The organism is Rhodocytophaga aerolata (assembly GCF_030503435.1).
Taxonomy (GTDB): Bacteria; Bacteroidota; Bacteroidia; order Cytophagales; family 172606-1; genus Rhodocytophaga; species Rhodocytophaga aerolata.
The window spans coordinates 181,694-194,376 of record NZ_JAUKPO010000002.1 but is presented as its reverse complement, the minus strand read 5'-3'; the positions used below and the strand labels follow the sequence as shown (position 1 = coordinate 194,376).

Below are 12,683 nucleotides of genomic sequence, written 5' to 3'. Positions count from 1 at the left end.
TTGCAATGACTACTGTAAGACTCTGGAGGCCACTGGGTCTCAAAGAATTAAAACTGATTGTTGATTCAGGATATAGGACGTATCCTCCCCGGCTGTACTGGCAGCCAATTTTCTATCCGGTTACCAACTTCGCCTACGCCGAGCAAATTACCAGAGAATGGAATGTTGTGTCTAATGGAGATTATTGCGGCTTTGTTACCGAGTTTGATATCAGCCAGGAGCACTTATCGAAATACCAGGAACAAATTGTAGGAGGCCAGATACATACCGAATACTGGATTCCGGCAGAAGAGCTAGACGCATTTAATGCTAATATTGTAGGGCACATTCGTGTGGTTGCCTCCCGTTACTCCAACCAATACAGTGGCCCTGCTATTGGGGAAGGGCCGTTGGCTAATAAAAGTATAGATGAGCAACTGGTGTATCTAACCTCTATTCTTGCGGATTCAGAGAAAGTAAAAGCTGTGTTTGAAGAAGCGGAATATGCCATAGTAACTAATCTGGGCTTTTGGAAGCAATTCAGGAAAGACAAAGAACCCATTGTCGATCAGCTTATCCGGGTTTGGTCTGAATTTAGGCCGGAGCAAAAAAACTGCTATTATTGACAGGTAGCTGATTAAGCAAGCACTTACTGATGAACCGAAAGTTATTCTCCCGGTTAAAGAAAAAAACTTGTGCATTTGGATTCTTCTGAAATAACCAGTAAACTCACCGGCAATCCCATTATTGAAAGCCAATACCTATGCACACCACCAGAAGAAATTTTATTGCCAAAACCTCTCTGTTCTCCGGCCTGCTGGGCTGGAACTTTTTAGGTTCCGGAAAACCGGCTGTTAAACCTCTTGCTGTGAAAAAAGAAACTATTTATTTGTGGGAAAAAGGATCTAAAAATGATCTTCCTACTGAGGAAAGTGAACGTCCTAAAATCGAAGTATATCTGCCGCAGAATGCTAAAACCAGCCGCCCGGCTATTTTGGTTTGCCCAGGTGGCGGGTACTATGCCATTGCCGAAGACCATGAAGGCAAACAAGTTGCCGAGTTATTCGCCAGCCAGGGTATAGTAAGTGCCGTACTCTTTTACCGTCACCGCACCCACCAGCATCCGGCACCTTATGCGGATGCTTGCCGGGCTATGCGCTTACTGCGTAAAAATGCTGCAAAGTATGGAATTGACACAACAAAACTGGGTATTATGGGGTTCAGCGCCGGTGGGCATCTGGCTTCTACTGTAGCTACCCAGCCAGAATTGTACAAAGACCCCCTGGATGACCTGGCTTCTTCTACCTCTGCCCGCCCAGACAGAGTGATACTAGGGTATCCGGTTATTACCTTTGGCGAATATGGGCATATGGGCTCAAAAGATAATTTACTAGGGAAAGAGGCTGATCCTACCTTGGTGGAGCAGCTTTCCAACCATAAACAGGTAACCGCCAATACACCGCCTGCATTCCTGTTTCACACAGCTGACGATAGTGCGGTGCCTGTACAAAATAGTTTGTTTTTTGTCCAGGCTTGTGTAGAACATAAGGTACCAGTAGAGTTGCATGTATTTCCGAAAGGCCGGCATGGGGTAGGCCTGGCACCTGATGATCCAAAACTGAAAATTTGGTCGCAGAACCTGCTTAGCTGGCTGGCGAATTGGTAAAAATAAAAAGGCTGCTTACGGGCAGCCTTTTTTGTTGAAAGTTGTATAGGGAATTAGAGTTTTTTCAGAAGTTCTGTGGCATCTTTATGGAAAGGATGATTTTCAACTTCTACAATAGTATTAAGCAAATCTTTGGCTTTGGCTTTATCTTCTGCTTTGATATAGCTTAAGGCCAGGTACCACTGTGCTTCTTCAGTATATTTATTTGCAGGCATATTTAATACGGCTGCAAAACAAGTAATGGCATCTTGAGGATGATTTAATGCTAAGTGAGAGTTACCTTTATAAAACTGCACTTCTGCTTCATCGCTTCCCAGCATCTTTTCTAAGGCACTCAATGCCATAGCATAGTTCTTTTCCTCATAGTGCTTCATCGCTTTGGTAGACAAATCGGCTGTGTCCCCGTTAGCAGGCACCCACTCATTTCCATAGGGTTTGAAATATTTGCCAGCCAGGCGGTCTGGAGCAGTGTTATTCCGGATAATGAAAATGAAAGGTACCAGCAATAGAAGTATAACGGCTGCCGCCCAGTAATACATTTGCCTGCTTCTGTTATTGAAAGCAATTACTTTTGCCTCTGGTTTATTTTCTTCTTCTGTTACTTCCTGGTATGCTGGCATCTTGGCATCTTCCTCTTCTAACATGGCAAGCAAACTTGCTCTGCCGGAAGATTTAAAGCTGGCTGTAATTTGCCTGTGAAGAGTTACCTGTTCGGAAAGGGCTGTCTCGGTAGCCAGTCTTTTCTCAAAGGCTGCTTTCTCTTCTGGCTTAAGTTCACCGCCTAAATATTTGTCTATTAGTTCGGTAAGGGCAATGTTCTCTATCATAACGTTTTATAAATACCTGTACAACTTCATTTATATACCAATGGTTTGTATGTCTTATTATTTTTTATTTCTATTCCCTAAACGGAGAAGCTTGTTGCTGTACTATTTTTTTGAGCCTCACCAGACATTTATATTTTTGGGTTTTGGCTGAATCTGTGCTTTTATAATTTAAGGCAGAAGCTATTTCATCGGTACTGTAATTTTTGTAATACGATAATTGCAGTAATGTTTTGCAAGGTTCCCCTAACTCTTGCATGGCTGCTTCCAACATAGCATATACTTCTTCTTTCTCCTCCGGAATTTCTTCCTCCATGGGCTCCCGGATAAACGCTTCCTGGAAGTTTTGCTGCTTCCGCAGGGAAGCCTGGTATTCAAGCAACTTATTTTTTCCTATGCCAAAAATATAGGTCTTCACCGAACTTTGCAGACTTACCAGTTTGCCCGACATTATATTTTCATAGAATATGACGATAGTTACCTGATATACATCTTTGGCATGCTCTTCCGGGCACTGGTAATTCCTAATCGCCCAACTGATGAACTCATCACGATAGGCCCGGTATACACTAGTCAGCTTACTTTCGTTGCCGTTCTTAATTTCTTGTATAACACTGGCGTCAAACATAATCAATTTCGAATCTTTATGGTCAAATTACCTCAGGGTAACCCTCTAAGGTACAAATTTTTTACTATCAGGCTTAAAAATTTTTTTAAACATTTTTTTAAAACAGGGTTACTTCCCAACGATTGTTTCATAAAGGTCAAAATCGGATCATACTGGTTAAAAGGTTTAGGTTAAATAAGTGTACAAGAATTAGTATATACGATGTAGATATACTCATTCTATAAAGAAAAAGCCCCTCTGGGATTCCGGAGGGGCTTTTTCTTTATACAGGTATCGCTTTAACCCATACAAAAAAAGTATATATGCAAGATACTATGGGGCAACGGTTAGTAGCTTTCTGAAAGCCTGACAAAGGTAAGCCCAACAGGTATCGTGCAGCAAAGCTGAGTTGTAGACAACGGGGTTATTCATTTATTTCTATAAAATCAATCATGTCTCCAATAGACTTCAGGATGGTTACATTATCTGGAATGGTTATATCCTGAGCTACTACCTGATAGCCGGTCAGCAAAATTTGTGCTTGTGGAAACCTGGCGGCTAACTTGTCTACATAGGGTTGTACCTCATGATGGCTAGGCGTAGAGGTAATAATAGAAAAGATATAGTGTGGCTTATGAATATCATAGGCCCCGCACAGATCCTGAAAAGGCAAGCTCTGTCCCAGGTATACCACTTTGTTCTGCCTGGAGCGTAACAGGAAATTAGCAAATAATAAACTTATTTCGTGTAGTTCGCCATCCGGCAGAAAGAGCATATATTTTTTTGGATGAACCTTCTTGCTAGGGATTTGCCCGTCTATGGCTACCATCAGTTTTTGCCGGATAAGGTAGGTAATAAAATGCTCCTGAGCTGGGCTAATGGCCCCTGTCTGCCAGAGCATACCTATTTTATTCAGAAAAGGGAAGATAATATTAATCATCGTCTGCTCAAAACCTTGCTGCAGTATGTTCACAGACATTATCTTCTCAAATCTATCCTCATCCAGATCAATCATAGCCAGGGTGAGTGCCTGTATCTGGTCGGGGTATAGTAACTGCTTCTCCGTAATAGTACGTACCTCTTCGGTCATATCATCCGCTGTCATTTTAGCGATCTCAGATATTTTAAATCCATGATCTTTCAGCAGCGATATATTCAAGACAAGTTTCAAATCCACATCGTCGTACAGGCGGATGTTTGTGTCTGTACGCTTAGGAGAGATAATGTTGTATCGTTGCTCCCATATGCGCAATGTATGAGCCTTGATCCCAGATAAATGTTCAAGATCTTTGATAGAATAAACGCTCATAAATTTATATAATAACCTCCAGCCATTAAAACCCGTAAAAGGAAGTTTTGTTTAAAAAAAATTGAAATAAGAAAAACAAAAATTGTATAACATATACCAGAGGAGCCAAAGAATTGTTTTTGCCAAAGCGCAGTATATGAAAAAAAGTTAGTAGCACCAACGCTGAAATAAACCATCCGGAAAAGTTTTGTAAGGGAACACTTTCTCCCTGCCAGGTCCACCAGGTATGCCGGATGGCCACAGGCTCGATGAGGTAATCCATTGCTACCATTAATAAAGCCCCCACAATAATTTTTACGGCTACTGGCACAGGTAGTTTATGAGTGATTACGCCAGTGCAATACACCAAAACCAGCCAGTTCAAGCCGATAAGCAAGGGCACATCCCATAGTTTAATTCCTAGTGCTTGGCCATATTGGTAGTGGCCAAAAATGGCCCCTGTGTGTACGCCAGCCACTTCTACAAAATAACCTGCCAGAAAAGTAATTACCGCAAACAGTATGAAGCTTGGGTTGAAATCGTTATGAAAATAAAATACAATGGCTGCAGTTACAACTAAGTTAAAGGCAATCAACTGCTCAAAAAAAGGGCGGCTCACCGGATGTTGTAGCCCCATAAGACCCGCCAGATGCATGGCAATGAGTAAAGCCAGCGCTATCTTGTAAGCACTACTCTTCCTTTCCATCGGTTGGTGTTGGTGAGGTGTTTGTATAAAGCGGTACATAACAAAATAAAGAATGAAAGCATTTGTAACGGATGCAGCACCACATTGGCTACGATGGGCTGGTTGCTTAAAACAGAAACCATAATGCGGATACCTATACTGTATACAATGACCGACAAAAAGAATAATTGTTTACCGGTTTGCGATAAAACTTCAACAAATGATAAAGGATAGAGAAAAGCTCCAAAACTAGCTGTACATAAAAAGATCACCAGCGTACACAATAAAGCACTTTTATTAAAGCCGGCAATCAGGTTTTTACTAAAACCCGCTATACTTTCGGTGTATGACTGGTACATCCGGCATCGGATGAGCCCATTGGCCAGTAAGGCATTTCCTTTTAAACCTTTACTTTTTACACTACACATAATTTGTATGTCTTCAGCTACCTCGTCTCTTTGCTCCTGGTGAAAAAGATAGGTCTGGTATTGTGCTGCATCAAAAAGCATACATTGGCCAGAAGCGGCGGCTACCCGGGCATCTTTAGTGCCGTAGACCAGCCGTAAGGGAAGCAGGGTAAGCAACAGATAGTGCATCAGCGGCACTACCAGTTTTTCTCCCAATGAATGCATAATCTGGTCGTTGAATACGGAAAGCAGTGCCAGATTTTTACTTTTCATCTGATATAAAGCAGAAGCAATAAAGTCTGGCTGAAGCTGTACATCGGCATCTATAAACAACAGATACTGGCCGCTGGCCCGGCTGGCCAGTTGATGGCAAGCCCAGTTTTTGCCCAGCCATCCCTCGGGTAATTCTTCTCCCGTAAGTAAACGGCACCTGTCATTTACTGCTGCATAAGCTGAAACTATATCGGCGGTGCTATCTGTAGAAAAATCATTCAGAATAAGCAGCTCATAATTGCTATGCATTTGCTTGTCTATGCTTGCCAGCAACAGTGGCAACGTAGCAGCTTCGTTACGGGCAGGTACCAGAATAGAGACTTTATCAGAATAACTAGTTTGTTGTTTTACAGGCAGAAGCGGCCTGGATAAAAAATTAATGAGAGTGATACCGAAACGTAACAGTAAAAAGCTGTATGTAATCAGGGCAAGTATCTCCAAGATAAAAAAGTGGTTTTGGGCTTAAATATACATAATATTCTTAACCATAATGTACTTTGCTCTGTTATAGCTATTATTTGATGAGTGTTTTTAGGCCGTAGAAATCTGTTTTTGAGGTTCTATACCAGGGCAAGTTAGTGGGCGAAGCTACCTGTAAAGCAGAAATAAACCGGTATATTTGCCCGCTGAATGCTATACACGTATGAATAAATTTTTCTGGATAGGAATTTTGTTTTTGGGTTTCATCTACAGAAGTTATGGGCAGGAAAAAGTAGCCGTTATTACCGATGTGAAGCAGGAAGTAAAGTTGTATCCGTCGTTGAGAAGTTTGCTCAGTGAACAAAGTTTTCCGGATTATTTTACCCAGGATACCAGCTGGCAACAAACTGTATGGCAGGAACTACAAACGCAGGTACGTAAAAAACTGGAAGTTACCCATGTCTACCCGCAGGATTCAGCTGCCTGGCTAACATTTGCTTACTCAGCTACACCCCTGCCTGCGAAGCTGAAGCTTGTTACTACTGATCGTACTACCGCTGCTTATTTTGTGGCTTTTACTCATACCATTGCTTTTACTACCACAGCGATAGAAACAAGTGGGCTGCCCATCCGGCATTATCAGGCAGTAGCCGAAGTAAAAATAGAAGATCAAGACCGCAAATCGGTATATACGCACAGAGTAACTCTTCCTTTCCGGACCACTGTAAATCCGGAGAAGGGTTTGTATGGCGAAACAGAGCTGAGCGAAAAGGACTGGAAAGACCTCTTTCTTGAATCATTAGCGGCGGTTTTTAAAGCTGAGACTAAGCGGCTCCCGTTGCGTACTTTTTATAGGCCTGTCCTGACTAATCCGGACTATCAAGCATTTCTGGAAAAAGCCAATCGATATACGCTTCAAGCATTGCAATCCAATATTCCGGCACAAAAAGGGCAGCCACATGCAAGTAAATATATTTATACGGATACTAAATCCGGAAAAACCTATCCCATTGATCTGATGCAGGTATATACTGGCAGTTTACAGAGCCCGGATAATAATTATTCTTCCAGAGTAGATATTGCAGAAACAGTAAGTCAGACGGATTACCAGCTTTGGATGCAGTTCAACTGGCAAAGTGCTCCTGCTGCTGCTGCAGGTGCTATGCAAGTGCCAAAAGCCCACGTACAGATCAGGTGTATGTCGCAAGGATTACTGGCAGGTGATTTTGTGCTAAATGCCAGAAATCTAGAAGGGATGATTGGGTATCAGGTATATACGCTGAATCCGGTAAATCCAAAAAATACCTATGAACTGCTAGCCAATAATAAACTGCTGGCCCTTATTCAGAAGGCAGGCAATGGAAAAGCTGGCGATACGGCTACACAAGAATATACTCTGTATATCCCAAAAGACGTATCCCAGGAAAGCCAGGCAGAGCTAGCTGTTATTTTTCTGATGCACAGGCTGGCAACTGAGTTTGGTAAAGATTATTTATAGGAGTTACGCAAAGTTTGCAATGAATAGTCGTTGAGCTTGCAGAAAGATCATTTTATGCAAAGCATACATAGAATCAATCAAGTTATTTAGTGTTAAAGCAGCTAGCTTCTGGAAAGCTCTCATCACACAAAATAAATGGGTGTGAATAGCCGTGGTATTACGCACAAAGAATTTTTCAGCTTGACAACATTGTTTGATACAGCGAAAGAAAGCCTCCACTTGCCAGTGTCTGAGGCGAAGGGCTTCAAACTCTGCCCTGGCCGGCAAACCAGGTAAAGCCCTATCATGGCCGCTCTCATATAAAGCGTAGTGCCTCTCGTCTCCTTCTTGGCAAACCGTCCGAAACACTGTTATAAAATCAAATCCTTTTAAGTGAGTATACAGTCCTTCTTGGGGGATGGCTACTTGGCCTACCTGCTCATAAAGGGAAGGTTGAGTAGAAATAATGCGGTTTTTCTCCAGGCCCACCATAAAATTTACTTCCAGGTTTCTCAAGAATTTTAAATTCTCTAATGAACTGTACCAACTGTCAGCCGTAATCCATGCAGGTCGTAGTCCCCACTGCCATACTTGTTGAAGCATCGCTTGAAAATAATCGTTTTTAGTTTTGCCCTCACTTGAGCGGTACACACGAAAATTCACCGGTACACTGTAGCCACTCACGGTGGTATAAAGGAGCACAATCAGATTAATTCCTTTAACGGCTTTGTGATGCTTGCCTGACCAAAAATAGCCGACTACTTCTGTACTGCTCAACTCTGTGTAGGGCTTATCCAGCACCGTATCATCTACTGTTAAGGTACCACCAGTTAATTCAATACTTGAGGCAACGGCTTTAAATAAATCTTCCCCTTGATACTCCCCTGAAAGTAAAAAGCGATTCACCTCATCATGGGACACTTGCAGCACATCTCCTGCTTGTACACAACTACTGTTCCTAGGGCTACTCAGCAAATAGGCAATATATTCTTCGACTTGCATCTTTAGCGCTTTTAGCTAATTTACCCTTTTTGCGTAACTCCTAATTTATAAGATTTCAGGCTGGTTTTTCGTTTATAGGTACACATGCTACGGAAGCACCCCCTCAAAGAATTTCATGCTACCTTCACTGTTGCCATAATCGTTATTTTTCTGGCCATCCCTTCCGCCTTGTATATGCTGTATCAATCAGTTAACCGCATATCTGTACCCTACAATGCAATGGTGTATGAACCCAGTTATTATCTAGCCAGTACACATCCGGATTGTCACATTATCCAACTGGGTGCATTTACCATTGAAACCCCTAAGGCCTACCGCTATATCCGGCGCAAAGGCTATGACAGCTATATTGGTGAAATTACAAACCTGACAGACACATTATATTTCGATTATGGCATGTATTCTTATAACTTTGAGGGCGAAACAACCCTTGAACATGTTTTCACCAGTGAACTCGTGCAGGGAAAAAAGGCTATACTCGTGCGTCCGAAAAGGAAAGGCAGGGGACTTACCGGTGTGTACTTTAAAAATGTAGCTAGTAATAACCACCTGGTAATCTCAGGGTATGATTTACAGGACGAGAAAGCCGCCGTCAGCATGTTTAAAACTATAAAATTCAAGTAACCGAATTTTATCCCATGACACTACCGCTACCCCAGATACCAGATAAATTTGTTGTTCTCGTAGTAGGCCCTACAGCCGTAGGCAAAACCGATTTGTGTATCCGGCTGGCAAAAGAATTTGCGACAGAAATTATTTCTGCCGATTCCAGGCAATTTTTCCAGGAGATGACCATAGGTACTGCCAAACCTAGCATAGAAGAAAGGCAAGGCATCGTACATCATTTGATAGATTCTCATTCAATTACCCAAAGTTATCATGCTGCTGCTTTTGAAAAAGATGCGTTAGCTATTGCAGAAGAAATTTTCCGGAAGAAAGATGTAGTCATTCTTACTGGTGGTTCGGGATTATATATCAAGACTTTTTGCGAAGGACTAGACGAAATTCCGGATACAGACCCTGCCATCCGCGAGGCCCTCACCACACAGTATCAGCAAGATGGGCTTGAACCTTTACTAACTCAATTAGATACCCTGGACCCTCTATATGCCCAGCAAGTAGACCGGGCCAATCCGCAACGGGTTATCCGGGCACTAGAGGTCAGCCTGAGCACCGGGCAGCCTTATTCTTCTTTCCGCAAACAGAATAAAATTATCCGGCCATTTCATCTGGTAAAAATAGGCCTTACCCGTAACCGGGAAGAGCTATATAATCGGATAGATGCCCGGATGGACGCAATGTTAGCGAATGGACTAGTAGAGGAAGCTAAACATTTATTGCCATACAAAGAACACAATGCCCTGCAAACGGTAGGCTATACAGAAGTATTTGATTACCTAGCAGGTACATATGATTATGCAGAAATGGTACGGTTACTCAAAAGAAATTCGCGCCGGTATGCCAAGCGGCAACTTACCTGGTTTTCTAAAGATCCGCAGATACATTGGTTCCATCCGGAGGCTTACATACAAATAGTAGCGTATATCAGAAGCCAGCTGGAACAAACAAAACACAGGTAGATGGAAAGCAGAACAAAAGTAACTTTTTCTGGCAAAGGAAGTGTTGAATAGGCCGGTGACTGAAAATATTGCCAGTAAAACTTTTATTATTTAAATTTTTTGTAAAATTTGTAAAGCCCTCCTGTTGGGGCAGTGTACTAAACCTTACCTTTTTCTCATTTACTTATTTTTTTTGAATTATTTATGAAGATTCCCTTTGTTAAGAACAACCCTTTACTGCTGATTATGCTGGGTGTACTGCTTGTAAGCGCTGCCTGGGTAAGCCCTTCCTTCAAAAAAGTATCCTTGTTTAATGGCAAAGATCTTTCTGGCTGGAAAGTATATGGCACCGAAAAATGGTACGTAGAAAACGGCGAACTGGTCTGTGAAAGTGGCCCGGATAAACAATATGGCTATCTGGCCACCGACAAACCGTATAAAGATTTTGACCTTACGCTGGAGTTTAAGCTGGAAGCCAACGGCAACAGCGGGGTATTTATCCGGTCTACTATTGAAGGAACTAAAGTGAGTGGATGGCAAGTAGAAGTAGCCCCACCTAACCACGATACCGGCGGCATTTATGAGTCATATGGCAGAGGCTGGCTGGAGAAAATTCCGGATGAAAAAGAAAAATACCTGAAGCCAACCGACTGGAATAAAATGCGCATACGGGTAAAAGGCGATCAGGTAACTACCTGGCTGAACGGACAGCAAATGGTAGACCTGAAAGATGAAAAAATAGGTGCCGGCAATGGGTCAATCGCCTTACAGATTCACGATGGTGGTGGCATCAAAGTACGCTGGCGCAAACTAATGGTAGAAGAAATATAAGCTTATTCAAACTCGCTGTTTTCCTGTAAAAACCATTTGTGTGAAACTTTGCAGAGTATAAGCCGAAGCAATCTGTCAAATACATAGCCAACAGATCGCTTCGGCTTTTCAGCGCCTATCCTGATGCACGAACGAAATATCAAGCTATAACAAACCCTTTATACTTCCATGGACCAATCCTATATTCTATCCCTAGATCAAGGCACCACTAGTTCAAGAGCCATCCTTTTCGATAAGTCCGGAGCTGTTATACATATGGCCCAGAAAGAGTTTACCCAGTTTTTCCCCAAAGCCGGCTGGGTAGAGCACGATGCCAGAGAAATATGGAGTTCGGTAGGATCGGTAATCGGAGAAATATTAACCTATGTGCCAGCCACTAAAATTGCCGCCATTGGCATTACTAACCAGCGGGAGACCGCCGTTGTCTGGGATAAACACACCGGAGAGCCAGTATATAATGCCATTGTCTGGCAATCCAGGCAAACGGCTGGCATCTGTGAAGAACTAAAAGCCCAGGGCCATGAAGAAACATTCCGCTCTAAAACTGGTTTATTAATAGATGCGTATTTTTCAGGAACGAAGGTAAAATGGATACTAGATCATGTGGACGGAGCCAGAAAGAAAGCAGAAAACGGAGATTTATTATTTGGTACGATTGATAGCTGGCTAATCTGGAAATTAACCGGTGGCAAGGTACATGTAACCGACTATACCAACGCTTCCCGTACGCTGATGTATAATATTCATGAACTCCGCTGGGACGATGAACTGCTGGAAATATTAACAGTACCTAAATCCATGCTGCCGGAAGTACGGTCTTCTTCAGAGGTGTATGGCGAAACAGCAGGTATTTTCAGTGGACATAAAGTAACTATTTCCGGAATTGCTGGCGATCAGCAGGCAGCCTTGTTCGGGCAGGCCTGTTTTGAACCCGGAATGGCTAAAAATACCTATGGCACCGGCTGTTTTATGCTAATGAATACTGGCACGAAAGCCGTACGGTCGCAAAATGGTTTACTTACCACCATTGCCTGGGGGATAGATGGCCAGGTAGAGTATGCGCTGGAAGGAAGTATTTTTGTGGCAGGCTCTGCCGTGCAGTGGCTCCGGGATGGGCTGCGGATGCTGAAACATTCCAAAGAAAGTGAAGACTATGCCAGCCGGGTCCTTTCTACTGAAGGGGTGTACGTTGTACCGGCTTTTGTGGGCTTAGGTACGCCGTATTGGGATAGTGAAGTCCGGGGCGCTGTATTTGGCCTTACCCGCGGCACACAAAAGGAACATTTTATCAGGGCTATCCTGGAATCAATGGCGTATCAAACCAAAGATGTACTGGCAGCTATGGAGGCCGATTCAGGAATCAAACTTAGAAGTCTGCGGGTGGATGGGGGAGCGGTAGCCAATAACTTTCTCATGCAGTTTCAGAGTGACATTCTGGGTGTACCAGTAGATAGGCCGAAGGTAAACGAAACTACGGCTTTAGGGGCTGCCTACCTGGCCGGTTTAGCAATAGGTTTCTGGAAAGATAAACATGATATTATTAATAACTGGCAAACAGACCGTACCTTTGCCGTACAAATGCCACAGGACCAGATGCATACCTTATATGAAGGTTGGAAAATGGCTGTAAAAGCGGCTATGGCATTTAAACCTGTAAAAAAATAA

At 42.9% G+C, this 12,683-nt stretch carries 13 protein-coding genes; 7 read left to right on the top strand and 6 right to left on the bottom strand.

Annotated features, from left to right (window positions below):
* The first annotated feature begins 5 nt into the window (after positions 1–5).
* Positions 6–605: a hypothetical protein gene (locus tag Q0590_RS05255; RefSeq protein ID WP_302036445.1), complete on the top strand. Its 600-nt coding sequence runs from the start codon at positions 6–8 to the stop codon at positions 603–605.
* Positions 606–742: 137 nt separating this feature from the next.
* Complete coding sequence (locus Q0590_RS05250) at positions 743–1,645, top strand: alpha/beta hydrolase (protein ID WP_302036444.1); 903 nt, start codon at positions 743–745, stop codon at positions 1,643–1,645.
* A 53-nt stretch (positions 1,646–1,698) separates the two neighbouring features.
* Here Q0590_RS05250 and Q0590_RS05245 read toward each other — a convergent pair whose 3' ends face one another.
* From Q0590_RS05245 to Q0590_RS05225, 5 genes are all read right to left on the bottom strand, one after another.
* Positions 1,699–2,472, bottom strand: a complete 774-nt coding sequence (locus Q0590_RS05245; protein ID WP_302036443.1) for a tetratricopeptide repeat protein — start codon at positions 2,470–2,472, stop codon at positions 1,699–1,701.
* A 70-nt stretch (positions 2,473–2,542) separates the two neighbouring features.
* On the bottom strand, positions 2,543–3,097 hold the full coding sequence (locus Q0590_RS05240) for an RNA polymerase sigma factor (RefSeq protein ID WP_302036442.1): 555 nt from the start codon (positions 3,095–3,097) through the stop codon (positions 2,543–2,545).
* 403 nt (positions 3,098–3,500) lie between these two features.
* A complete protein-coding gene (locus Q0590_RS05235; RefSeq protein ID WP_302036441.1) occupies positions 3,501–4,385 on the bottom strand; it encodes a MerR family transcriptional regulator in 885 nt (294 codons plus the stop codon).
* 25 nt (positions 4,386–4,410) lie between these two features.
* Positions 4,411–5,070 (bottom strand): carotenoid biosynthesis protein, encoded by a 660-nt coding sequence (locus Q0590_RS05230; protein WP_302036440.1) that lies wholly within the window; start codon positions 5,068–5,070, stop codon positions 4,411–4,413.
* Positions 5,040–6,170 carry a glycosyltransferase family 2 protein gene (locus Q0590_RS05225; RefSeq protein ID WP_302036439.1) on the bottom strand — a complete coding sequence of 377 codons (1,131 nt, stop codon included), beginning with the start codon at positions 6,168–6,170 and terminating at the stop codon, positions 5,040–5,042. The genes Q0590_RS05230 and Q0590_RS05225 overlap by 31 nt, the downstream gene beginning before the upstream one ends.
* Before the next feature lie 202 nt (positions 6,171–6,372).
* On the opposite strand from Q0590_RS05225, the gene Q0590_RS05220 reads away from it, so the two are divergent.
* On the top strand, positions 6,373–7,647 hold the full coding sequence (locus Q0590_RS05220) for a hypothetical protein (protein WP_302036438.1): 1,275 nt from the start codon (positions 6,373–6,375) through the stop codon (positions 7,645–7,647).
* A 3-nt stretch (positions 7,648–7,650) separates the two neighbouring features.
* Here the strand turns inward: Q0590_RS05220 and Q0590_RS05215 are convergent, their stop codons facing one another.
* Entirely contained in the window at positions 7,651–8,628 is a 978-nt protein-coding gene (locus Q0590_RS05215) for an IS701 family transposase (RefSeq protein WP_302036437.1), read from the bottom strand.
* A gap of 84 nt (positions 8,629–8,712) precedes the next feature.
* Here Q0590_RS05215 and Q0590_RS05210 point away from each other — a divergent pair, with 84 nt between their 5' ends.
* From Q0590_RS05210 to glpK, 4 genes are all read left to right on the top strand, one after another.
* Positions 8,713–9,252 (top strand): hypothetical protein, encoded by a 540-nt coding sequence (locus tag Q0590_RS05210; protein ID WP_302036436.1) that lies wholly within the window; start codon positions 8,713–8,715, stop codon positions 9,250–9,252.
* A 14-nt stretch (positions 9,253–9,266) separates the two neighbouring features.
* Positions 9,267–10,208 carry a tRNA (adenosine(37)-N6)-dimethylallyltransferase MiaA gene (gene miaA, locus Q0590_RS05205; RefSeq protein ID WP_302036435.1) on the top strand — a complete coding sequence of 314 codons (942 nt, stop codon included), beginning with the start codon at positions 9,267–9,269 and terminating at the stop codon, positions 10,206–10,208.
* 225 nt (positions 10,209–10,433) lie between these two features.
* Positions 10,434–11,018, top strand: coding sequence for a 3-keto-disaccharide hydrolase (locus tag Q0590_RS05200; RefSeq protein WP_302036777.1), 585 nt, complete (start codon positions 10,434–10,436; stop codon positions 11,016–11,018).
* Between the two features lie 168 nt (positions 11,019–11,186).
* On the top strand, positions 11,187–12,683 hold the full coding sequence (glpK, locus tag Q0590_RS05195; protein WP_302036434.1) for a glycerol kinase GlpK: 1,497 nt from the start codon (positions 11,187–11,189) through the stop codon (positions 12,681–12,683).